The organism is Paraburkholderia sp. EB58 (assembly GCF_050436665.1).
In the GTDB taxonomy this organism is placed as follows: domain Bacteria; phylum Pseudomonadota; class Gammaproteobacteria; order Burkholderiales; family Burkholderiaceae; genus Paraburkholderia.
In genome coordinates this window covers 44,103-65,872 of the sequence record NZ_JBNDMQ010000037.1, presented here as the reverse complement: position 1 = coordinate 65,872, position 21,770 = coordinate 44,103, and the positions used below count along the sequence as shown (strand labels likewise).

The 21,770-nt window shown below is 60.9% G+C and carries 19 protein-coding genes; 7 read left to right on the top strand and 12 right to left on the bottom strand.

The features are described 5' to 3' along the window. Nucleotides 1-46: 46 nt before the first annotated feature. On the bottom strand, nucleotides 47-1,177 hold the full coding sequence (locus tag P3T40_RS36415; RefSeq protein ID WP_429272538.1) for a porin: 1,131 nt from the start codon (nucleotides 1,175-1,177) through the stop codon (nucleotides 47-49). Between the two features lie 413 nt (nucleotides 1,178-1,590). Between P3T40_RS36415 and P3T40_RS36410 the strand changes: the two genes are divergently transcribed. From P3T40_RS36410 to P3T40_RS36400, 3 genes are read left to right on the top strand one after another with little or no spacing between them, the layout of a single operon-like run. Beyond that, complete coding sequence (locus P3T40_RS36410) at nucleotides 1,591-2,532, top strand: dihydrodipicolinate synthase family protein (protein ID WP_429272537.1); 942 nt, start codon at nucleotides 1,591-1,593, stop codon at nucleotides 2,530-2,532. A 7-nt stretch (nucleotides 2,533-2,539) separates the two neighbouring features. Continuing rightward, nucleotides 2,540-3,670 (top strand): NADH:flavin oxidoreductase/NADH oxidase, encoded by a 1,131-nt coding sequence (locus P3T40_RS36405; protein WP_429272536.1) that lies wholly within the window; start codon nucleotides 2,540-2,542, stop codon nucleotides 3,668-3,670. 36 nt (nucleotides 3,671-3,706) lie between these two features. Continuing rightward, nucleotides 3,707-4,843, top strand: coding sequence for an NAD(P)/FAD-dependent oxidoreductase (locus P3T40_RS36400; protein ID WP_429272535.1), 1,137 nt, complete (start codon nucleotides 3,707-3,709; stop codon nucleotides 4,841-4,843). A 33-nt stretch (nucleotides 4,844-4,876) separates the two neighbouring features. Here the strand turns inward: P3T40_RS36400 and P3T40_RS36395 are convergent, their stop codons facing one another. The 8 genes from P3T40_RS36395 to P3T40_RS36360 all read right to left on the bottom strand — a co-directional run bounded on the left by P3T40_RS36395 (nucleotide 4,877) and on the right by P3T40_RS36360 (nucleotide 12,124). Beyond that, nucleotides 4,877-5,617, bottom strand: a complete 741-nt coding sequence (locus P3T40_RS36395; RefSeq protein ID WP_429272534.1) for an amino acid ABC transporter ATP-binding protein — start codon at nucleotides 5,615-5,617, stop codon at nucleotides 4,877-4,879. Further along, a complete protein-coding gene (locus P3T40_RS36390; protein WP_429272533.1) occupies nucleotides 5,538-6,284 on the bottom strand; it encodes an amino acid ABC transporter permease in 747 nt (248 codons plus the stop codon). Before P3T40_RS36390 ends, P3T40_RS36395 begins: the two co-directional genes overlap by 80 nt. After that, on the bottom strand, nucleotides 6,284-6,958 hold the full coding sequence (locus P3T40_RS36385; protein ID WP_429272532.1) for an amino acid ABC transporter permease: 675 nt from the start codon (nucleotides 6,956-6,958) through the stop codon (nucleotides 6,284-6,286). The genes P3T40_RS36390 and P3T40_RS36385 overlap by 1 nt, the downstream gene beginning before the upstream one ends. A gap of 104 nt (nucleotides 6,959-7,062) precedes the next feature. Then, nucleotides 7,063-7,866 carry a transporter substrate-binding domain-containing protein gene (locus P3T40_RS36380; RefSeq protein ID WP_429272531.1) on the bottom strand — a complete coding sequence of 268 codons (804 nt, stop codon included), beginning with the start codon at nucleotides 7,864-7,866 and terminating at the stop codon, nucleotides 7,063-7,065. Nucleotides 7,867-8,066: 200 nt separating this feature from the next. After that, a complete protein-coding gene (locus tag P3T40_RS36375) occupies nucleotides 8,067-8,834 on the bottom strand; it encodes an SDR family NAD(P)-dependent oxidoreductase (RefSeq protein ID WP_429272530.1) in 768 nt (255 codons plus the stop codon). 47 nt (nucleotides 8,835-8,881) lie between these two features. Then, nucleotides 8,882-9,637 (bottom strand): SDR family NAD(P)-dependent oxidoreductase, encoded by a 756-nt coding sequence (locus P3T40_RS36370; protein ID WP_429272529.1) that lies wholly within the window; start codon nucleotides 9,635-9,637, stop codon nucleotides 8,882-8,884. 166 nt (nucleotides 9,638-9,803) lie between these two features. Next, nucleotides 9,804-10,601: an IclR family transcriptional regulator domain-containing protein gene (locus tag P3T40_RS36365; RefSeq protein WP_429272528.1), complete on the bottom strand. Its 798-nt coding sequence runs from the start codon at nucleotides 10,599-10,601 to the stop codon at nucleotides 9,804-9,806. A 65-nt stretch (nucleotides 10,602-10,666) separates the two neighbouring features. Continuing rightward, on the bottom strand, nucleotides 10,667-12,124 hold the full coding sequence (locus tag P3T40_RS36360) for an NAD-dependent succinate-semialdehyde dehydrogenase (protein WP_429272527.1): 1,458 nt from the start codon (nucleotides 12,122-12,124) through the stop codon (nucleotides 10,667-10,669). A 171-nt stretch (nucleotides 12,125-12,295) separates the two neighbouring features. On the opposite strand from P3T40_RS36360, the gene P3T40_RS36355 reads away from it, so the two are divergent. Next, entirely contained in the window at nucleotides 12,296-13,705 is a 1,410-nt protein-coding gene (locus tag P3T40_RS36355) for an aminotransferase (protein WP_429272526.1), read from the top strand. Between the two features lie 111 nt (nucleotides 13,706-13,816). On the opposite strand, the gene gcvPB is transcribed toward P3T40_RS36355, so the two are convergent. Both gcvPB and gcvPA read right to left on the bottom strand, forming a co-directional pair. Then, nucleotides 13,817-15,370 (bottom strand): aminomethyl-transferring glycine dehydrogenase subunit GcvPB, encoded by a 1,554-nt coding sequence (gene gcvPB, locus P3T40_RS36350; RefSeq protein WP_429272525.1) that lies wholly within the window; start codon nucleotides 15,368-15,370, stop codon nucleotides 13,817-13,819. Further along, nucleotides 15,360-16,745 carry an aminomethyl-transferring glycine dehydrogenase subunit GcvPA gene (gcvPA, locus tag P3T40_RS36345; RefSeq protein ID WP_429272524.1) on the bottom strand — a complete coding sequence of 462 codons (1,386 nt, stop codon included), beginning with the start codon at nucleotides 16,743-16,745 and terminating at the stop codon, nucleotides 15,360-15,362. The genes gcvPB and gcvPA overlap by 11 nt, the downstream gene beginning before the upstream one ends. A gap of 126 nt (nucleotides 16,746-16,871) precedes the next feature. On the opposite strand from gcvPA, the gene P3T40_RS36340 reads away from it, so the two are divergent. The 3 genes from P3T40_RS36340 to P3T40_RS36330 all read left to right on the top strand — a co-directional run bounded on the left by P3T40_RS36340 (nucleotide 16,872) and on the right by P3T40_RS36330 (nucleotide 19,881). After that, nucleotides 16,872-17,996 (top strand): ATP-NAD kinase family protein, encoded by a 1,125-nt coding sequence (locus P3T40_RS36340; RefSeq protein ID WP_429272523.1) that lies wholly within the window; start codon nucleotides 16,872-16,874, stop codon nucleotides 17,994-17,996. A 21-nt stretch (nucleotides 17,997-18,017) separates the two neighbouring features. Continuing rightward, on the top strand, nucleotides 18,018-18,950 hold the full coding sequence (locus P3T40_RS36335) for a 3-hydroxyacyl-CoA dehydrogenase (RefSeq protein ID WP_429272522.1): 933 nt from the start codon (nucleotides 18,018-18,020) through the stop codon (nucleotides 18,948-18,950). Between the two features lie 214 nt (nucleotides 18,951-19,164). Further along, a complete protein-coding gene (locus P3T40_RS36330) occupies nucleotides 19,165-19,881 on the top strand; it encodes an IS6 family transposase (RefSeq protein WP_429272521.1) in 717 nt (238 codons plus the stop codon). 321 nt (nucleotides 19,882-20,202) lie between these two features. Here P3T40_RS36330 and P3T40_RS36325 read toward each other — a convergent pair whose 3' ends face one another. Then, on the bottom strand, nucleotides 20,203-21,606 hold the full coding sequence (locus P3T40_RS36325) for a PLP-dependent aminotransferase family protein (protein WP_429272520.1): 1,404 nt from the start codon (nucleotides 21,604-21,606) through the stop codon (nucleotides 20,203-20,205). Nucleotides 21,607-21,770 lie beyond the last annotated feature (164 nt).

The following is a 21,770-nucleotide window of genomic DNA, read 5'->3' as shown; positions in this document are numbered from 1 at the left end:
CGGTCAGCGCGCCGCACGACTTCAGAAGTCGTGCGGCGCTTTCGCGTCAGAAGCTGTGACGCAGAGCGATACGCACGCTGGTCTGAGTGTTGGTGGTCGACGGGGTGAACAGATAGCCCTGAACCGCATCGACGCCGGACGAAGTGCGCAGATAAGAGCCCTGCAGATAGACGTCGGTGCTCTTCGAGAGGCTATAGTCGAAGCCGAGACTGGCTTCGTTGTAGTGATGCCCTTCGAAGGTCGAGTAGTAGTAAGCAGCCGACACGCTGAACTGTGGCGTGGCTTGCCACGACGCGCCCGAGTCATAAGTGCGCAGCACCGAGGTCTCACCGTAGCCCTTGAACCAGACATCCGAATAGGCGAGCCCGTAGGTGACGTTCTTAAACACGTAACTCGCGCCCAGCGTCATGACGCTCTGGCTGTCGATCGGAAGCGGCGTGCTGGAATACAGATCGGTGACCTGGCCGGTGGTCGGGTTGCGTATCGCGGTGGTCTGGCCGAGGAAGCTGAAGACACCCATCGACGCATACGGGTCGATTGTGTTCGAGCCATTCGGATTGTTCATGCGCAGATAGACCGCGCCCGCGGAGAACGGACCATGGTTGTACTGCCCGCCAAAGGACCACGAACTGTCTTCGTGCAGACTGCCTGCCACATCGCCGAACGAGTACAACGCACCGACCTGCAGCCCGTCAAAGTCCGCGCTCTTGAACTTGATGACGTTGTCCAGACGCTCCCATCCCATCCGGTCCAGATCGCCCTGGTGGGTCGCGTAGCCGCTTGCCCACGCGCTCATCGCGTAATTGGCGGTGTAGTCGTAAATCAGGTCGTACTGACGGCCAAGCGTGATCGAGCCGTACTTGTTTTGCAGGCCGACCCACGCCTGACGGCCAAATTCGCGGCCGCCCTGGCGGGCTTCTCCATTCAACGCATCGAAGCCATTTTCAAGGTCGAAAATCGATTTCAGCCCGCCGCCGAGATCTTCGGTTCCCTTCAGGCCCCAGCGATCGCCCGCCGAGATCGAGTCGTCCATCTTCAAGTTATGCGCACCGCCTTCATTGCTGACGAACGTGGGGCCCACGTCGATGACGCCGTACAGCGTCACACTACTTTGTGCGTGAGCCAAACTCGCCGCTGCAACGCCTACGAGCGCTGCGATCCGCCTGATAGTCCTCATGCCGCTCAACTCCCCCTGAATTGGTACTGCTGGAAATTGGTAGTGCGAGCCAGTTACTTCACAGCGGGTGCGAAGTGGTCGTCTGGGTCGCGCTGCCTGCGTGGTTTGCACGTTCTGCGGTTGCGACGGTGCGCTACAGATACCCAATTTCGCTGCATGCGCTTGGTGACAAAACGTGCGCCATGCTAACATTAAGGCGCCATGTGAACAAAAATGATTGTTTGGCTTTTGCGAAATTTAGGTAAATTTCGTAGGAAGGTGTGGAATGGGGGCGACAATTATTACCGATGAGGGTTGATCGCTGTGATGATGTCGAACTCGTCGGCTTTCAAAAGACAGCATGGCCGTCCACTTCTATGCGCAACATTTGTGCGCATAGCGGCTGGCACTCAACGATCAATTTGGAGAAATGTGTGAGTAAAGTTTTTCGAGGCAGCTATGGTGTGACCGTGACGCCCTTTACCGCCGACGGTAAGTCGATCGACGAAGACGCGCTCAAGCTCTTTCTCGACTGGCAAATAGAAGCGGGTTCCCCCGGCGTCATCATCCTCGGCACCACCGGCGAGTTTCTGACGATCACGGACGAGGAGCGCACTCAATATGTTGAGACCTCGGTCAAGCACGTCGCCGGGCGGATGGACGTGCTGGTCGGGACGATGAACGCATCAACGCCGAACGCGGTGCGCTACACGCGCGAAGCCGAAGCGCTCGGTGCGGACGGGTACATGGTCGTGCCGCCCTATTACTACACACCGACCGACGACGAGATCTTCGAGTACTACCGGGCAATCGCCGAAGCTACATCGCTGCCGATCATGCTTTACAACAATCCGGTGACGACCAACGTCGACATGTCGGCGAAACTGGTGGCTCGGCTGACGCGTGCGTTCGACAACGTCCGGTATATCAAGGAAGCGAGCATGGATGTCGGCCGCGTCTACGACGTGATCGAAGCCACAGACGGTGTGATGAACGTGTTCGCCGGCGAACGTCCCGTGGAAAGCTTCCTGCTCGGCGCAGTCGGCTATGTCAACCCGTACGCGAATTACATCCCCGAGGCGTCCACACGGATGTGGGACGCGTTGGTCGAAGGTGAGATGGAAGAGGCGAAAACTATCCAGAAGATGATCGGCAGCTTCGACCGGATCATCGCGGAAGGCCATCCAACCTACGGGCACCAGTGCTATTCGAAAGCGCTGGCGGCGTCGCAGGGTTATCCGGTTGGCGACGTGCGTCCCCCGCTCACGACGTTCTCGGCGCTCGGCAACGAAGGGGTGGAACGGCGCGCCAAGATCGTGTCGATTCTCGACGACATCAACGCCTATGTCGCGCGTTGCGCGGCGCGAAAGGCCTGAGCCCGCGATGCACGAGATCAGTCTGTTCACGCCGTTCAGTTCACGGGGCGTAACATTCGCCAACCGGGTCGTCGTGTCACCGATGTGCCAATACCGTGCCGTCGAAGGTTGCGTGACCGCGTGGCATCTTGCGCATCACGCGCGCTTTGCGCTCGGCGGGGTGGGCGGTGCTGTGATCGAGGCTACGGCGGTGGAACGCGACGGCCGTATCAGTGAGGGCTGTCTCGGGCTATGGGACGACGGCCAGATCGCGGGCTTCCGGCAACTGGCCGAGTTGTATCACGAGCAGGGTATTCCGCTCGGCGTGCAAATCGGCCATGCCGGGCGCAAAGCCAGTTCGGCCAGCCCGTGGGACGGCGCCGGACCGCTCGCGAGCGCCGCGCCGCCGCGCGGCTGGACCACGGTCGCGCCCTCTGCGCTTGTGCATGCCGAGGGCTGGCCGGTTCCCGTGGCGCTTGACGAAGCCGCCATTGCGCGCATTGTCGCCTCGTTCGCGGCGAGTGCGCGGCGAGCGGTTGACGCGGGCCTCGATTTTGTCGAGTTGCACGGCGCGCATGGCTATCTGCTGCACGAATTCTTGTCGCCACTAGCGAATCACCGTACCGATCGATACGGCGGCAGTTTTGACAATCGCGCGCGTCTCGCGCTGGACGCGGCGCGGGCGATCCGGCAGGTCGTGCCGGACGCCATGCCGGTGTGGTATCGCGCTTCCTGCGTGGACGAAATCGCGGGTGGAGTCACGCTCGATGAAACCGTCGAGTTGGCGCGACGGCTGAAGGATCTAGGCATCGACCTGATTGACTGTTCGTCGGGCGGCATTCGCGGTCCGGTGGCGCGTTCCACGCGCGCGGAGACGCCGGGGCATCAGGTGCCATATGCCGAACGGATTCGCCGCGAGACGGGCATCGCCACCATTGCGGTGGGATTGATTACCGAGCCTGCGCAGGCGAACCAGATCATCGGTGATGGCTCGGCCGATCTCGTTGCCGTTGCGCGTGAGTTGCTGGCCGATCCTAACTTTGTGTATCGTGCGGCGCGCTCACTGGGCCATCCGTCTCCGCATGATGTGCTGCCCAGGAATTTCGCCTTCTTTCTGGCGCGGCGTAACATCCATGCTGCCGGCGCAGCGACGAAGTAATACGTAACGTTTTCCCCACACCTCCCTGTCGACCCGATGAACGATGTGATTGTGATCGGCGGTGGCCTCGCCGGATGCGCGACCGCCTACTATCTCGCCCGCGATGGCGTAGCCGTAACCGTGCTGGAGCGCAGCGAATTGAATACGCAGGCGTCCGGATCGAATGCAGGTAGCCTGCACGCGCAGATTCCGCATGATCCGTTTGTCAATCGCGGCCCGGAATGGGCCAGAACCTTCGCGCCGACCATTGGTTTGTTGCACCGTTCTATCGACGTGTGGCGCGGTTTGCCAACCGAGCTCGACGCCGATCTCGAAGTGTCGCTGAAGGGCGGTCTGCTGGTTGCGACCGACGCCTCGCAGATGACGTCGATCGCGGCGAAGGCGGAGGTGGAGCGCTCGCAAGGGCTCGAGATTCGTCTGCTCGACCGGGCCGAAGTAAGGGCGCTTGCGCCTTATCTGTCCGACGCGATTGTCGGCGGCGCGTTCTGTCCCGACGAAGGCAAGGCGAGTCCGCTGGCCGCCACACTCGCCTATGCACGTGCCGCGCGGGCATTGGGTGTGGCGTTCGAGCGCCATACCACCGTCACGCGAATTGTCAGGACGGGAGGGGAGTTCGAAGTGTTCGCCGGAAGCCGGGTTTTCCGGGCGAAGCGCGTGGTCGATGCGGCCGGTGCCGACGCCGGCAAGATCGCTGCGCTACTCGGCATTGCGATCGATGTGCAGGGATTCGCGATTCAGGTTGCCGTTACGGAGCGCGTCGCCCCACTGATTCCGCATCTGGTCTATTCCGCGGGTGACAAACTCACGCTCAAACAGAATCAGGCCGGCTCGATTCTGATCGGCGGCGGCTGGCCGGCGCGCTGGCATAGCCGCGGCCATCCGAGCACCGACCCTGACTCGCTCGAGCGCAACATGGCCGTCGCACTGGCTGCGGTGCCGGCCCTCGGTGCACTCTCTGTGATCCGCACATGGGCGGCGGTGGTGAACGGCACCGACGACTGGAAGCCTATCCTCGGCGAAGTGCCCGGCATCCCCGGTTTCTTCATCAACTTCTTTCCGTGGATGGGCTTCACTGCCGGACCCGCTGCCGCACAGATCATCGCGAGCCTGGTGCAAGGCAAGCCCGCTCCGTTCGATGTCGACCTTTCGCCGTTCCTCCTGGCGAGCGCCTGATCACTCAGGCGCTCATGCCGGGGTTTGATCCGGTTAGTGATGCCGCAGAATCTTGCTGACGAAGTCTCGCGTACGGGTTTCACTGGCGTTGCCGAAGATCTTGTCCGGCGTGCCGATCTCGACGATCTGTCCTTTGTCCATCATCACTACCCGCGTGGAAACTTCGCGCACGAACGACATTTCATGCGACACGAGCAGCATGGTGATGCCTTCGCTCGCCAGGGTGCGCACCGTGTCGAGGACTTCGTTCACGAGTTCCGGGTCGAGCGCGGCGGTGATTTCATCGAGTAGCAGAAGCTCGGGCTTGAGCGCCAGCGCCCGCGCGATGGCAACCCGCTGTTGCTGGCCGCCCGACAGTTCGTCGGGATAGCTCGCGTGTTTATCCGCCAGACCCACGCGGCGCAGCAATTCCTTGGCTTCGCTTTCCACCTGATCGCGCGCCCGCTTCTTGATCTTCACCGGCGTCAGCGTGACGTTGCGCATCACATCCATGTTCTGGAACAGATTGTATTGTTGGAATACGATCGCCATCTTGTCGCGCGCGGCGCGCACGCTTTTGCGCGACGAGTAATCGAGCGGTTCGTCGTCGAGCACGACCCGGCCGGCAGTAGGCGGCATCAATCCGACCAGCGTGCGCAGCAGCGTGCTTTTGCCCGATCCCGACGGCCCGATCAGGCTGATGACTTCACCGCGTTCAACCGAGAGTGTGATGTCGCGGAGAACCTGTTGCTGAGCGTACGCGCTTGAGAGTTTTTCGACTGCGAGGTGAGGCAAGGCGATTCTCCAGATAAGCACCCAGACGGCTTAATGGGTAGGACAAGATAAAGTACGCGGCAAGCACCGCGCCATAGACGAGAAAGGGCGAGAAGCCGCGGTTCATCAGTACCTTGCCGGTAAAGGTCAGCTCGACCACACCCATTTGCGACGCCAGCGAAGTGTCTTTGATGAACATCACCATGAAGGCGAAGGCGGGCGGCAGAATCACCTTCCACGATTGCGGCAACAACACGAGGAACAGCGTGCGCGTGAAGCCGAGGTTCATCACTTCGGCGGCTTCGATCTGCTGGCGCGGCACCGATTCGAGTCCGGCGCGAATCACTTCCGAGAGAAACGCTGTCGCGACGATGCAGATGGAAACGGTGGCAATCGTGAAGAGCGACACCTCCGAGCCGAAGCCTTGCAACGCGAACATCACGATAAACAGGTTCACCAGGAACGGAATGCGGCGGAACACTTCCACCAGCACTGTCAGCACCACACGCAGCGGGGCAAGCAGGCGCATCTTCGTATAACGGATGACCGCGATGAGCGTACCGAATACGATGCCGACGCCGCAGCCAAGTGCCGTCATGGCGAGGGTGCGGCCCATCGCTTCCAGCAGGAACTCAAGCGTGAAGCGCGTAAAAAACGTCGGAATTTGAGCAACGATCTGATCGAGCATCAGAAGATCCTCGCTTTGACACGGAAGGCGTAGCGGCCGGTCAGCGCAAGCGCGATCGATGCCACGAAGGTCAGTGCCACATAAATGGCCGCCACCACGGAGAAGGTTTCGATCGTGCGCATGTTGGCGCTGGAAATGTTGATCGCGCGGCCCGTCAGTTCCTCAACACCGAAAATCGAACCGATCGAGCTGCCGAGCACGAGCCAGACGAAAAAGTTGCACAGCGGCGCGTAAATGGTCTTGGCGACGTGCGGCAGGATCACATAGCGAACCGTTTGCAGGCGCGACATACCGAGTGTCTCGGCAGTTTCCAGTTCAGACGTGCGCACCGAACTGATACCCGAGCGCAGGATGTCCGTGAGATACGCGCCGGAGTTCAGCGTGAGCCCGATCAGCACGGCGGTCATCGGCGAAAGCGTGATGCCGGCATCGGGCAGCGCATAGAACAGGAAAAAAATCTGCACGAGGGCCGGTGTATTCGTCAGTACAACGACGTACAGGCCGATCAGGCGCCGTATCAGCGCGCCGCCGTGTAGTTTGCCGAGCGCACCGGCGAGACCGATCAGGCACCCGAGCCAGAACGAGACAAAGGCGATCTCGAGCGTCAGCACCGCGCCGGTCGCCAGATATGGCAACTGGCGGAGCACATCGGCATATTGAAGCGTGTAGGTCATGGCAATCCAGAACAAATGACGACGCGCCTTCGCAGGCACGCGCAGTCATGCAGGATGTGGCCGCTGGCACGGCAGCCCGCGCAAGCGGCCCCGGCTCACAAAACTCAGAAATACGGATTGGGTACGATCGGCTTTTGCATCGGCGTGCCGTACGCCTTTTGCCACGTGTCGTTGACGAAACCGGACGAGTGCAGGTCATACAGCACCACGTTCAGATAGTCCTTCAGCGAAGTGTTGCCCTTCGATACGCCGATGCAGTCGTAATTGACAAAGATCGGGTCGTTCAGCGTGCGCCACTTGACGTTCGGATAGTTCTTCGTGAAATTCTGGAAAAAGTCGATGTTCTCGACGATCGCATCGCCGCGTCCTTGTGCGACCGCGCGCACCGTGTCCGCAATCGAATCGACCAGCAGCATCTTCGCCTTCGGCAGCTTGCCCTTCACATAATCGACCGACCAGTTGCCGCGCATGTCGACCAGCGTGATCGACGGCGAATTCAGGTCAGTCCATTTGGTCGCCTTGATCTTGCTGGAGGTCAGCACGGACATCGACTCCGTGTGCAGCGGCACCGTGAAGTCGATCAGCTGGGCGCGCTCGGCGGAGCGGGTGAGCGCGCCCAGCGAGATGTCGATGCGGTCAGACACGAGAAACGGTACGCGCTCCGCCGCTTCAGTCGGCACGAATTCGGCCTTGATGTTCAGCGTGCTGGCAATCTTGTTGCCGACGTCGATATCGAAACCCGCCAACTGGTTGGTCGCGTCGTACGAGCTCATCGGCGGAAAGTTCGGGTTCACGCCGATGCGAATGGTGCCGCTTTTGATGATCTGATCGAGCGTGCGGGCTTCGGCCACCTGTGCGGTGACCGTCGCGACAACCGCAGCCAGCACGAGAAATACTGCTCTAAACATTGAGAACTCTCCAGAAAGGGCAAATGGGAAATCGGGTGGCGGGCGCCGGATTCCGGGCATCGTGCTTCCGGTCAGCCGACAGGCTTACTTGGACTATCCGCGGGAAAAATTGTGGTCTCATCAAGATACACTGTCAAAGAAAATGTGCGCTGTGCGCACTTATGTTCTCAATTATTTCATTTCCGTCTGTTATCTTTCGATCAACGGATGTACGTCGCGCCGTTGACATCGAGCGTGGCGCCGCTCAGATGACGAGCCGTGCCGCTGGCCAGGAAGGCGACCAGATTGCCGATGTCTTCGGGCGGCACCCACTCGCCCATCGCGAGCATGGCGGTGATCTTGTCCTCGCCGTCTTGGGTGGCCGCGAACGCTTTTGACATTTGCGTACGGACGACGCCCGGTGCCACGATGTAAGCGAGCAATCCGTCTCGGGCGTGCGCACGGGCGACGGTTTGCGTCATCGAGCGCACGGCCGCTTTGGACGCCGCGTACGCGATCGTGTCGGGGTTGGTCACGCCGCGTTGTGCGGCCCAGCTCGAGATCGTCACGAGCACGCCGCCGCGTTGCTCGAGGAAATGCCGGACGGCGCGCCGGATCAGCCGCGCAGGCGCGAGTACATTGACGGCGAGCGTGTCTTCCCAGACGGCGTCCCAAGTCGCGTTATCTGCCTGGAAGCCGCCATTCCACAGCATGATGGCCGCGTTGTTGACGTAGACGTCGATATTGCCGCGCCATGCCTGGGCGGCATCCCACATCGCTTCAGTGGCCACCAGATCGTGCAGGTCTGCCTGCACGAAGTGCTTGCGCGCCGCCGGCACGTCCGCCAGCGCCTGTTCGGCTCCCTCGCGGTCGCGGCCGTAATGCGCGATGACGTGAGCGCCTGCCACGCCCAGCGCGGTGGCAATTGCCGCGCCGATTCCCTTGGACGCGCCCGTAACGAGTACGGTCTTGTTTTCCAGACTGAACATGAGAGAGGACCTGTGTAGCTGTGTAGGGAAACACGGACGACGGCGGACTATTGCAAGCCCGCGTCGACGGGAAGCAGCACGCCGGTAATGCCACTGGCGGCGTCGGAGGCGAGGAACAAAGCGGCCCTGGCGACTTCCACTGCGGTGGCGAGGCGCCCCATCGCATTTCCGCGCGCGAGCTCCTGCAACACGATATCGGCTTGCGTGCCGCCGGTGTTGGCGCGATGCTGGACGCGTTCGAGCAGCGCTTCGGTTGCAATCGGCCCGGGCGCGAGCGCGTTGACACGCACGCCTTGCGGGCCGAGATCCCGCGCGGCCGAGCGAACAATGCCGAGCACCGCGTGCTTCGATGCCGTATACAGCATCTGGCGGCCATGCGCCGCGTACGAGTTGATCGACGCCATGACAACGACGGATCCTTGCGTGGCACTCAACGCCTTGGCGGTCTTGGCCAGCGTGATGGCGACGCCGCGCGCGTTCACGGCCATGACGCGATCCCATTCGTCGACATCGAGGTTCTCGGTTGCGCGCCAGCCCGGCACGAGTCCGGCGTTCGCGATCACCACGTCGAGCCGGCCGAAATGCTCGACGGTGGCCGCAACGCAGGCTGCGACGCTCGACTCAGAGGTGACGTCGCAATCGAGCGCCGTCATGCCAGGTGGCGGCGACATCCGCGATGGCGAAGGCAGGTCCGCGACGACACCCACGGCTCCCGCTTCGGCGAACGCTGTCGCGATAGCGTGACCGAGGCCGCGCGCTGCTCCCGTGACCAGTACGACCTTACCCTTCAATGACGACTGCATGAACGATGGCTCCCGTGGTGACATCTCTCGAAACGGTCATTGATATTAGCGCACAAAAGTTCGCCATGTAAACATCTTGTCGCTAAAAAATGGCACGGACGGGTGACAGACAAAAAAACGGCACGCTATGCGTGCCGTTCAGGTGATGCGTAACGAGTGTGGCGGGTCAGGCCTGCAACGCGCGGGTAATATCCTTTGATGCTTCCAGCATGGCCGAGAGGATCCGTGTGCTGATGTCCTGTGGCGTCACGCGGTCGGCTGGACAACACACATTGAGTGCGGCCACGACCTTGCCGTCGCGGTCGCGAATCGGCACCGAAATTGAACGCAGGCTGATTTCGAGTTCCTGGTCGACAATCGACCAACCGCGCAAACGCGTTTCTTCAACCAGTTCGCGCAACTTGACCTTCGAGGTGACCGTATTGGGGGTGAACTTATGTAGCTTCGCCTTTTCGAGATATTGATGAAACTCCGCGTCCGGCAGCGCGGCGAGCAGCACGCGTCCGGTGGAGACGCAATGAGCGGGCGACCGGCTGCCAATGGAGATGCCGACATTCACGATGCGGTTCGACGTAGCTCGCGCCACGTAGATGACCGAATCGCCATCGAGCACCGCGGCAAAGGACGACTCCTGCACATTCGCGGAAAGCGCGTTCATGATCGGCTGGGCGATGTCCCAGATATTCATGGACGACAATGCCGAAAAACCGATCTCGAGGATCTTCGGTTTAAGGTTGAAGTACTTCCCGTCGGTCTCAGCATAGCCCTCGCGCACGAGCGTGAGCAGAAAGCGCCGGACCGTGGCGCGCGTCATACCGCTTGCCTCGGCCACTTCGCTCAGTGTGCGCCGTGGCGTGTGCCGGTTGAATACCTTGATGACTTCCAGCCCGCGAGCAAACGAGCCGACGTAGTCGCGGTCACGAACTTCGTCGTCTTCATCCAAGGTCGTATCGTATGCGGCCATATGTTTCCTCTTTAAGTAGGTATAGTGGGCGCATGGCGCACAAAATCTGCGTAACGCAAATCTTATCAGCAGACTTCCGCGATGCAAATATATTTCAATTCTGTAAACTCTTCAATCCCGTGCTTCGATCCTTCGCGCCCCACGCCCGATGCTTTGACCCCGCCGAACGGCGCGCCTTCGAAGGAAGTCGCGCCGGTGTTGACGCCGACGATGCCGCATTCCAGCGCTTCACTGACGCGCCAGACGCGCGCGTTGTCGCGTGTGAAAAAGTAGGCCGCGAGACCGAATTCCGTGTTGTTCGCGGCCGCCACCGCTTCCGCTTCTGAGTCAAAGCGGAAAATCGGCGCAACCGGGCCGAAAGTCTCTTCGATCGCGACTTTCATCGACTGGGTGACGCCAGTGAGCACCGTCGGCTCGTAAAACGACCGGCCGAGCGCGTGTCGCTTGCCCCCTGCCGCGATTTTCGCGCCTTGAGCGAGTGCGTCCGTCACGTGTTCCTCGACTTTCACCACTGCGTCGTCGTCGATCAGCGGACCTTGCGTGACGCCTTGCGCGAAGCCGTCCCCGACCTTGAGCGCCTTGACCGCGCGTGTCAGCGCTTCGACGTAGCGGTCGTGAATGCCGGCCTGCACGTAGATGCGATTCGCGCACACGCAGGTTTGACCCATGTTGCGGAATTTGGACGCGATGGTGCCGGCCACGGCGACGTCAATATCTGCGTCGTCGAACACAATCAGTGGCGCGTTGCCGCCTAACTCCATCGCGACTTTTTTGATCGTGCCCGACGCCTTCTGCATCAGCGATCGGCCGACTTCGGTCGAGCCGGTGAAGGTGAGCTTGCGCACCAGCGGATGTGTCGCGAGTTCATCGCCGACTTCCGATGCCGCGCCCGTCAGCACGCTGAACACGCCAGCAGGAAGCCCGGCGCGGTGCGCGAGTTCGGCTAGCGCCAGCGCTGAAAAAGGCGTGGCGCTAGCGGGCTTGAGCACCATCGTGCAGCCGGCAGCCAGTGCCGGCGCCGCCTTGCGCGGAATCATCGCCATCGGGAAATTCCACGGCGTGATGGCTGCGCATACGCCGATCGGCTGACGCAGTACGAGCATCCGCCGGCCCGCCGAAGGGGCTTGCAGCACTTCGCCATGCAGTCGCTTGGCGTCTTCCGCGTACCACTCGAAAAACGCAGCACCATACAGGATTTCGCCGCGCGCTTCGGCGAGCGGCTTGCCCTGTTCGGCGGTGAGAATCCGTGCGAGGTCGTCGACATGGGCCACAATCAGGTCGAACCAGTGCCTGATAATTTGCGAACGTTCTGCCGCGGGGCGTGCGCTCCACGCGGGCAGCGCTCTATGCGCCTTTTCGATGGCATCGTCGGTCATCGCGCGGCTTGCCTTCGGCACTTTGCCGATCACAGCGCCGCTCGACGGATTGACGACTTCGATAAACCCCACGTCTGTCTGGTCGATCCATTCACCGTTCAGATACAGCGCTTGTTTGAGCAGGCTCGGGTCGTTGAGTGTCAGCATCGTTGAAATTTTCCTTGGTTGGGCGTCGACGTATTTCGATTCGTTGATTTATGTTCTCATATCGCCCAGAATGACGCAATGCGCACACATTAGGTGCCGAGATCTGCCGCGGCATAGCGCTCTGCGTTTTTGATCTCGCTGCTAACCGGCTTACCCAACCTGGAGATAGTCATGAGTTTTCCTGTGGCGGACCACGCGCCCGATCTCAACAATCTGGACCGGCAGTTCTTTTTTCATCCGTTTACGGCGCTGAGCGATCACGAGCGCAATGGACCGCTCGTGATGGTGTCGGGTGAGGGCGTGTGGCTGGAAGACAACCACGGGAAGCGCTACATCGATTCGATGGCCGGTTTGTGGTGCGTCAACATTGGCTACGGACGCCGCGAGATTGCGGACGCGATTCACGCGCAGGCGATGAAGCTGCCCTACTATCACACGTTCGCTTCGATGTCGACGGATGCGCCGATCCTGCTCGCGCAGAAGCTGATCGAGATGTCGCCGGTGCCGATGTCGAAGGTGTTCTTTGGCAATTCCGGATCGGACGCGAACGATACCCAGGTGAAGCTCGTCTGGTATTACAACAATGCGCGCGGCCTGCCGCTGAAGAAGAAGATCATCGCGCGTCGGCGCGGCTATCACGGCGTCACCGTGGTGACCGCCGGCATGACCGGTCTGCCGGGTTTGCACAGCGGCTTTGATTTGCCGCTGTCGTTCATCAAACACACGACGGCGCCGCATCGGTTGTGGGAGGCCGAACCGGGCCAGAGCGATGCGGAGTTCGTGGAAAAGCTCGCCAACGATCTGGAGCAACTGATTCTGGCCGAAGGGCCGGAGACCGTCGGCGCGATGATCATGGAGCCGGTGATGGGCGCGGGTGGCGTGATCGTGCCGCCCGCCGGCTATTACCCGGCAATTCAGAAGGTCCTCGACAAATACGACGTGTTGCTGATTGCCGACGAAGTGATTTGCGGCTTCGGCCGGCTCGGCACGATGTTCGGCACCGAGGCGATGGGCATGAAGCCGGATCTCATCACCGTTGCGAAGGGCGTGACGTCGGCATACGTGCCGTTGTCGGCGAGTCTGGTTTCGGAGAAGGTGTGGCGCACGATCGTGTCGGGTAGCGACAAGCTCGGCGTGTTCGGTCATGGCTTCACGTATAGCGGCCACCCGATTGCGGCCGCCGCGGCGCTCGCCAACCTGAAGGTGATCGAAGACGAGAAGCTGGTAGCGCAAGCCGGTTCGCGTGGCGAGATCATGCACAAGTATCTGCGCGCGACCTTCGCCGATCATCCGGCGGTGGGCGATGTGCGCGGCTTCGGCTTGATTGGTGCGGTCGAATTCGTCGCCGCGCGCAATCCGGCGAAGCGCTTCGATCCGGCGTTGAAGGTGGGCGTGCGAGTCGCCAAAGCGGCGCTGGCGAATGGGCTGATTACGCGCGGCTTGCCGGACGGCGATTCGATCGCGTTCTCGCCACCGTTCGTCATCTCGGAAGACGAGATTGCCGAGATGGTGAAGCGTGCGCGCAAAGCCGTCGATCAGGTATTCGGCGAGTTGAAGGCCGAAGGGCATTGGAAGGGTTGATGCACGAGAGGTCCGCCACACATGGAGTGGCGGACCCGGTGGCTGAGCGTTCAGCGCCCCGGTTGGCGAACCAGGGCGCTCTGAAACGCCCGGCGAGACATCCATGGTCTTTCACGCGGCGGCGCGTTTCTTCAGATGCGCACGCCACGTCATCGCCCAGCGCGATGGGTCCTCCAGCGGGCCGCCGTCGACCCGCCCGGCCGGGTGATTGTGCGGCGCGCTGCGCACGATGTCCGGCGTGGTGTAGGCCTCGTGGCAAATCTGCCTGAACACAGCGATCCAGGTGTCGATGTCCTCCTTCGACCACATCTCGCCGGCCTCCGGCGTGAAAGGCTGCGGCACGATCCATGGCTCGTGCGCGAGCCAGAACGCATCGACGCCAAAATCGACCATCCGGTTCTGCACGTCGAACACGGTTATGCCGGTTTCCTGTTCAAGCGTCGCCAGGCTGAAGCGCGTCATCTCCATCCGCCATGCGTCGACATGCGGATGCGAGCACGTTACGCCGCGAATCTTCGTGAGTTCCTGCGTCATGTAGTTGTTCGCGAGGACGGACAGATCCGCGGCCGTCGCAATGCCTTCCGCGCCCATTGCGCGTACCCATGCGTAAGCTTTGATGACCGTTTGCAGATTGCCGAAAAATTCGCGCACGCGCCCGATGCTGGTATGCGGGCCGGGTTCGAGCCGGTACGAGCCGTTGCGCTCCACGACCAGCGGTCCCGGCAAATACGGCGCCAGGGCGGCGCTACAGCCATATGCGCCGACAGCCGGGCCGCCGCCGCCTTTCGGGCCGCCGAAGGTCTTGTGCAGCATGAACATGCACGCGTCAAAACCCAGTTCCCGTGCACGAATCCGGCTCATCACGCCGTTGAAGTTGGCGTGGTCGTAGAAGCACAGTCCGCCCGCTTCCTGCACGATGCGCACCCACTCCTTGATGTGCGGGTTATAGATGCCCATGTCGTCGGGATTGTTGACCATCAAGGCAGCGGTGCGACTGGATACCACTGACTTTAGCGCCTCAATCGACGGATAGCCGTTTTCTTCCAGCGCCAGCGTAATTACCTTGAAACCGGCCGTCGCGGCGGTCGCCGGATTGCACGGATGCGACTGGATCGTGGTGATGATTTCGTCGCGCGTCTCGAGCTCGCCGCGCGCTGCATGATAGGCGCGCGTGATGCAGGCGTGCGTGTAGGCAGCGTCCGCGCCGCCTGCGGGTTGGAACACGAAGCGGTGCATGCCGGACAGTTCGCGCAACGCGAGGTCCAGCGAGTGGATGATTTGCAGCGCGCCTTGCAGTGTGTCGGGATGTTGTCGCGGATGCAGTTCGGCGACTTCATCGCGAGAGGTGATGGCTTCGTTCAGGCGCGCGTTGTATTTCATCGTGCAAGTGCCGAACAGCGAGATGCCCATCATGCCGAGTGTCTGTTGCGAAAGATGCAGATAGTGGCGCAGCACATCGGGCTCCGACATTTCGGGCAGCGCGGGGCGCGTCGAGCGGCGCAGCGCGGCGGGAATCAACTGTTCCGGTGCGCCGACGGATTCGGCAACCTCGCGATCGGGCTCTGGAAACAGCATGCCGCGCCGGCCTTCTCGCGACATTTCCATCACGATCGGTTCGTCCCAGACAGCGGCGTGATAACGGCGCAGGTGCGGTTTAGTTGTCATGGTTCAGGATCTCGCTGAGGGTGTCGAAGAGCCGGTCGATATCGCGCCGCTCGTGAAGTTCGGTGACGCAATAAAGCGCGCGCTGACCGAGTCCCGGAAACTCCGTGGACAGATCGTGGCCGCCGAAGATGCCTCGTTCGCGGAGCGCCTGGTTGATCGATGCGACGCTGTGTCCGGTCGCGGAAAAATCGACCACGAACTCCTTGAAGAAACTGCCGGACAGCGGCACGCTGACGCCCGGAAGCGTGGCAAGCCTTTGCGCCGCATAGTGCGCCTGGGCCGTGATGAGTCGGCCCACGTCTTCGAAACCCTGCGGACCCATGAGCGACAGATAGACGGCATTGGCGATGGCCCAGAGATACACCGAGTTGCCGGTCCAGTCCTTGCCGTTTTCCCGCGAGCCATACGACGACTGCTCGGCCAGCGAGAGCCCAAAGCCGATCTCGCCCGCGCGACTGGTGCCGGTCATGCTGACGAGTAGCGTGGGGTATTCGCGTGCATAACGCTCTTCGTCGCGGGTCGCGATGAAACCGCCTAGGCCGCCCCCGCCGTACATGTGAACGCCGAGCGGTTGCGTGGTGCCGACCACAATGTCCGCGCCATAAGACGGCGGCGGCGCGAGCAAGCCGAGCGAAATTGGGTCCACACCGACAATCATTTCTGCGCCGGCGGCATGGGCCAACTCGGCGAGGCGCTCGGCGTCGTCTTCGAGTATGCCGAGATAGTTCGGCATCTCGAGATAGACCGCGGCTGTATCCGCGCCGATGTTCGCGGCGGCATCGGCGAAATCGATGCGACCTGTCGCGGGATCGACGCGCATCGGCACGATCGACAGATGCTGTGCCATTTCCGACGGTTCGCAATAGTTGCGTATCACCAGCAGGCGTTCGGGATCGAGCGCTTCCGGCACGAGCACCTTGCGCCGTCCGTTCAGACGTGAGGCCATGCGCAGCGCGTGGCCAGCCGCACAGCCCCACGTGTAGACGGGCAGCCCGACCAGATCGCAATCGACCAATTCGCCCAACTGGCTGCAGAACTCGAACCATGCCTGATAGCGTCCTTGGTCCGATGATGGCGTGCCCCATACCGACGTCAGGAATTCGCTGCGCCGCGCGATCTCGTCGCAGATAGCCGGCACGTGATGACGCCAGCAGCCGCCGCCGAGAAAACTCAATTCGCTTTCGCAATGGCGGTTCTGGCTGAGCGTATCCATCAGATGACGCTTTAGCGCGGCTTCCGACGCGAGCGCCGGCGGCAGATCGAGCGGCACCTGGGTCCGATGATCGGCGGGAATTTGCTCGAACAATTCCGCAATGGTCTTCGCGCCAATCGCCGCCAGCATCTCCTGCTGGATCGCGCTTACGGAATTAGCCATGAAGGGATGCGGCTGGTTTCGCATACAGTGCTCCGGTGATGCACGCCAATTTACTATTGCGCACATTTGTTTGTATGGCGCACAATATACCGACATCAATTTGTTGCCGCAAGGCCGGAATCGGACGTGTCGATCTGCATCGGGATAGTGATCAATCCGCTGGCCGGGGTGGGCGGCGCGGTAGGACTCAAAGGGAGCGATGGTCCGGGGACTGTGGCGGAGGCGTGTGCGCGGCAAGCGTCTTTCGATGCGGGTACGCGTGCGTTGCCTGCGCTACTGCGACTTCGGGCCGCTGCAGATGTAGCGCGTTTCCACGTGGTCACGGCGGCTGGGGCGATGGGTGAGGAATTATGCCGCGTCGCTGGACTAGAGGCGCGAGTTGTCGCGTGGCCCGCTGGCTCGCCGAGCTCGTCGGCGGATACGGCGGCCGCATGCCGGGCGTTTATTGACGCGGGCACGGACCTGATTCTGTTCGCCGGCGGTGACGGCACGGCACGCGATATCGCGGCTATTGCCGGCACGGACCTCCCGGTGATCGGCATCCCCTGCGGCGTAAAAATGTATTCGGGCGTGTTCGCGCTGACGGCGGCGCGTGCCGGGGAAGTGGCGGCGCAATGCGCACGCGGACCGTTCGACGTACAGCCGGTCGAGTTGCTCGATATCGACGAAGCGGAGTTGCGCGCGGACCGTGCTTCTTCGCGGCTACATGGGCATGTGCTGGCGCCCGTGGATCGCACGCGTATGCAAGGCAGCAAGGCGCACATGCCGGGCAGCGGTGGCGCCGACATCGACGCGGCGTGCCGCCAACTGGCAGCGGAATTCGAGCGCGAGACGCTGTATATCGTCGGTCCCGGTACCACGATGGCGACGCTTTGCGAACGCGCTGGCGTGCGCGGCACGATGCTCGGCGTCGACGCGATCGTCAACGGCAGTGTCGTGGCCGCCGATACGTCTGAGGCCACGCTGCTGAAGCTGCTGGATAGGTGGCCGTCCGCGTCGATCGTGGTTGGCGTGATTGGACGCCAGGGATGCCTGTTCGGACGCGGCAATCAGCCGATCAGCGCGCGCGTGCTGTCGCGTGTAGCGCGGCAACGCATCGAAGTGGTGGCGAGCGTTCACAAGCTGCTGTCGCTTGTCGACGGCCGGCTGTTCGTGGATACGGGCGACGCAAACATGGACCGTGCGCTTGCTGGGCCGCTGCTGATTCGCACGGGTGCAAACCGCAGCATGGTGATGCGGTTGACTTTTTGAAGATTCGAATTGGGAGAAGTAATGAAGAAGGTCGCGATAGTCGGCGGGGGCAGCATTGGTGTGGCGTTTTGTATCGTGTTCGCGCGTTCGGGCTTTGATGTGTGCCTGTACGACCCGGCGGAAGAACGGCGGCACGCGGTGAAACCCGAAGTGCGGGCACGCCTCGACGATCTCGCTGAATTTGGCCTGCTCGATGAGCCAGCCGAGTTGCTGCTGGCCCGCATCACCGTGTTCGACCATCTCGCCGATGCGGTTCGGGACGTGGTGCTCGTGCAGGAATGTGCACCTGAACGCGTGGAGCTGAAGCGCGAGTTGTTCGCGCTGATCGATGTGCACGCGCCCGCCGCTGCGGTGCTGGCGAGTTCATCGTCGGCATTGACGACGTCTTCGTTCGCCGATGCGTTGCCAGGGCGCGCGCGCTGCCTGGTTGCGCATCCAGGCAATCCGCCGTATCTGATCTCGGTCATCGAGATCGTGCCGGCGCCGTTCACCGACGACGCAACGATCACCCGCGTTACTGCGCTTTATGAAGCGGCGGGGATGAGCGCGGTCCGCGTGACAGGGGAGATTGAAGGCTTTATTTTCAACCGGCTGCAAGGTGCGGTGTTGCGCGAAGCGTATTGCCTGGTGCGGGACGGCGTGGCGTCGGTTGCGGATATCGACAGGGTGATACGCGACGGCGTCGGCCTGCGCTGGTCGGTGACGGGGCCGTTCGAGACCGTCGATCTCAACACGCGTGGCGGGATTGCATCGCATGCACAGAAGATGGGGCCTGCGTACGAACGAATGGGCGCGTCGCGTGGCCAGCATGATCCGTGGACGCCCGATCTCGTGGCACGTGTGGCGGGTGAGCGGCGCGCTGCCTTGCCACTCGATGATTGGGATGCGCGGGTTCAGTGGCGTGATCGCCGGCTGATGGCGTTGATCCGGGATCGGCGGAGAGGTGGGGGGTGAGGTTTTCGCTTGAGCCCTTGGATCTTTTGGTAGGGATGCATGCGCGAGCAGCCTGTCGGACTTTCTCGTTCGCTTCTCTTCAACGACGCAATCGCGTTGGTCTTTGCTCTCTGTGTTTTCCAGATGACCTTGTTGACATCGGGGGTGTGGTTGTGTCGCGCTAAGGGTGCAGGAGTAAAATCCAGGCGGACATTTTCCTGAAGTGAAGCATGATATGAAGAAGGCGACTGCGAGAAAAGCCCTGCCTGCCGGCGTAGCGAAGGTACTCAAACGCCTGCACTATCCGCTGGACGTGATCCTGCTGTGTGTACGGTGGTATGTGGCCTACCCGCTGAGCCTACGCCATCTGGAGGAGATGATGGCCGAACGGGGTTTCGAGGTTGACCATTCCAGCGTGCATCGCTGGGTGATCAAACTGGTGCCGTTGTTCGAGAAGGCCTTTCGCAGGTACAAACGCCCGGTCGGCAAGAGCTGGAGGATGGGTGAAACCTACGTTAAGGTGCGTGGCCAGTGGAAGTACTTGTATCGCGCAGTGGACAAGGCCGGTAATACGGTGGATTTCCTGTTGCGGGCGCATCGCGACAAGGCTGCCGCGCGCCGCTACTTCGAGAAAGCCATCGATCGGAACGGCACGCCTGAGACCGTGACCATGGATAAAAGCGGGGCCAATCTGGCCGCCCTTCAGGCCATCAACGCTGAACGGGAAACACCCATCAACGTCCGGCAGGTCAAGTATTTGAACAACATCGTCGAACAGGATCATCGGGCCATCAAACGCCGAATCAGGCCAATGATGGGCTTCAAGGATTTCCGGTGTGCTCGCATCATCCTGTCAGGCATTGAGACAATGCATATGATCAGGAAAGGTCAGATGAAGGACAACGGCGTTACCCGAACCGCTGCCGATCAATTCTATTCGTTGGTGGCATAAGGACTCCTTGTCATCGCGGAACTTTCTTGCCTTGCCGACCTTATCGCGACACAACCGTTTCGGCAAATCGAACAACCGTTTCGGCTTTGTTTGACTTCAACCGAAACGCCTGTTCATCTTCCAGCGAGAACCCTCTTCGACATCAACCGATATCTCTATTCGGCTTCGTCGAAATACGCACGAGGTGATGCTATCGGCAATGCAAACGGTCCGCAGCGCACCGCGAGTTCTTCTCGAGCATTCGGAGCCCGACGGTCAAAAAGCTAGGACGATGTATTGCAGGTGGGCGTGCAAGCGTGCTTGGTCAATCAGTTCGTTACTTCAACTCCCAGCGGATTCTGCGAGGAAGGCAAATAAGGGCTCGGAGTTACAGTGAGCCACATTGAATCTTAGCCAGCTTGTTTTGACAGTTTCCGCATAAAACAGATTTCCCGGTGCAAGAAGTATTTGCCTTTTTAAGCCAAGTTCAGCTAGCTTCGCTGAATCATGGGCCACGCCTGCTGGTCTCGCCCAGAGAAACATACCAGCGCGAGGCTCGCAAAAGAGCTCAAATCCTATTCCCTCAAGTCGGCGACCGGTTCTCTCCTGTGCAGCTGCCAGACGGTCCCTCAATTGTTCCGTTTGCTTTCGAAAGTGTCCTTCCGACAATATCGCGCTCACGAGCCTTTCAGTGACTGTTGGTGTCGACATGCCGGACACCAACTTCTGGTATAGAAGGCCCTCAAGAATACCATTTTCCGCCGCAACGAAACCAACGCGCAAGCCTGCGCCGATCGTTTTTGAGAAGCTGCCGACGTATATCACGCGCCGTAGTTCATCCAAAGACGCGAGCGTGACGACGGCACCTTGCGCGAGGCCGGCGGAGACATCATCTTCAACAATCAAACAGTCGTAGCGCTCCGCAAGTTTCAAGACTTTGAAGGCCGTCGCCGAACTGTAACTTGCCCCGGTGGGGTTATGAAGTCGGCTATTCGTGAAGTACAGCTTCGGATGAAACTTCTCCAAAGCTCCTTCCAACACGCCTACGTCTGGCCCGGTAGCGGTCATCGTTATACCTATGCTTTTAACGTCGCGTAGGCGCAGCGCAACAAGCAGGTCGCTGTAACACGGCTCATCAACCATAACGGTATCGCCTGGTTGAGTGCATTGCCGTATGATCAGATCAAGGGCTTGATTCGCACCTAGCGTCGTTATGACGCTAGTTACATCTGCCGCTATTTCGTACTCCGCCAACTGCCGAACTATCTGTTCGCGCAACGGCTCGTACCCCTTCGCGTGTCCATAACCTAGAAGATTCTCTGCATGCGGCGCCAGCTGTCTAAGCGCTCGTGCGAGGCCATCACTGTCAAACCACGAGTCAGGAAGCCATCCCGCCCCTGCGTGAATCGCCCCTTCGTGTGTTCCTAGAATGTTGCGTAGCGACCAGCCATTGGTAAGCTTCTCGTCAAGTATTTCAACTGCATGTCTCAATGTATTTCGGGTCCGTCCAGAAACGTAGAAACCCGAACCGCGTCGTGCAAGCAGTACATCCTGCGCTACCAGCCGATCGTAGGCATCGACAACAGTAAAGGTTGACACGCCGTGCGCTGCTGCAAATACACGAATGCTTGGTACGCGCATTCCCGGCCTCCAGCGTTTCTCGTCGACTTCCCTGATCACGCCATCTACGATCTGCTGGGTAAGCGACGTCTCTGCACTGGAATCCAAGGTCAAAATGGCTTTCATTTCGTCGCGGGTGAGATTTTGCAGCCACCACCGTAGGGGTGTCGGCACCTATACAGTGTATCGGCAATCGCGCAAAGTGTACATGTATCTGTACAGGGCGCTTGCCTACACTTACTACACGCTCAACGTTGATGACCGGTCTGGAACCTTTGGTTTGGTACGCG

Excerpts from the sequence above, each read along its gene's own strand:
- P3T40_RS36375 (WP_429272530.1), bottom strand. The coding sequence starts at position 8,834 with ATGTTCAGTCTGGAAAACAAGACCGTACTCGTTACGGGCGCGTCCAAG.
- P3T40_RS36365 (WP_429272528.1), bottom strand. The coding sequence starts at position 10,601 with ATGGCCGCATACGATACGACCTTGGATGAAGACGACGAAGTTCGTGAC.
- P3T40_RS36335 (WP_429272522.1), top strand. The coding sequence starts at position 18,018 with ATGAAGAAGGTCGCGATAGTCGGCGGGGGCAGCATTGGTGTGGCGTTT.
- P3T40_RS36330 (WP_429272521.1), top strand. The coding sequence starts at position 19,165 with ATGAAGAAGGCGACTGCGAGAAAAGCCCTGCCTGCCGGCGTAGCGAAG.
- P3T40_RS36325 (WP_429272520.1), bottom strand. The coding sequence starts at position 21,606 with ATGAAAGCCATTTTGACCTTGGATTCCAGTGCAGAGACGTCGCTTACC.
- gcvPB (WP_429272525.1), bottom strand. The coding sequence starts at position 15,370 with ATGACAACTAAACCGCACCTGCGCCGTTATCACGCCGCTGTCTGGGAC.
- gcvPA (WP_429272524.1), bottom strand. The coding sequence starts at position 16,745 with ATGGCTAATTCCGTAAGCGCGATCCAGCAGGAGATGCTGGCGGCGATT.
- P3T40_RS36380 (WP_429272531.1), bottom strand. The coding sequence starts at position 7,866 with ATGTTTAGAGCAGTATTTCTCGTGCTGGCTGCGGTTGTCGCGACGGTC.
- P3T40_RS36400 (WP_429272535.1), top strand. The coding sequence starts at position 3,707 with ATGAACGATGTGATTGTGATCGGCGGTGGCCTCGCCGGATGCGCGACC.
- P3T40_RS36360 (WP_429272527.1), bottom strand. The coding sequence starts at position 12,124 with ATGCTGACACTCAACGACCCGAGCCTGCTCAAACAAGCGCTGTATCTG.
- P3T40_RS36385 (WP_429272532.1), bottom strand. The coding sequence starts at position 6,958 with ATGACCTACACGCTTCAATATGCCGATGTGCTCCGCCAGTTGCCATAT.
- P3T40_RS36390 (WP_429272533.1), bottom strand. The coding sequence starts at position 6,284 with ATGCTCGATCAGATCGTTGCTCAAATTCCGACGTTTTTTACGCGCTTC.
- P3T40_RS36370 (WP_429272529.1), bottom strand. The coding sequence starts at position 9,637 with ATGCAGTCGTCATTGAAGGGTAAGGTCGTACTGGTCACGGGAGCAGCG.
- P3T40_RS36405 (WP_429272536.1), top strand. The coding sequence starts at position 2,540 with ATGCACGAGATCAGTCTGTTCACGCCGTTCAGTTCACGGGGCGTAACA.
- P3T40_RS36355 (WP_429272526.1), top strand. The coding sequence starts at position 12,296 with ATGAGTTTTCCTGTGGCGGACCACGCGCCCGATCTCAACAATCTGGAC.
- P3T40_RS36415 (WP_429272538.1), bottom strand. The coding sequence starts at position 1,177 with ATGAGGACTATCAGGCGGATCGCAGCGCTCGTAGGCGTTGCAGCGGCG.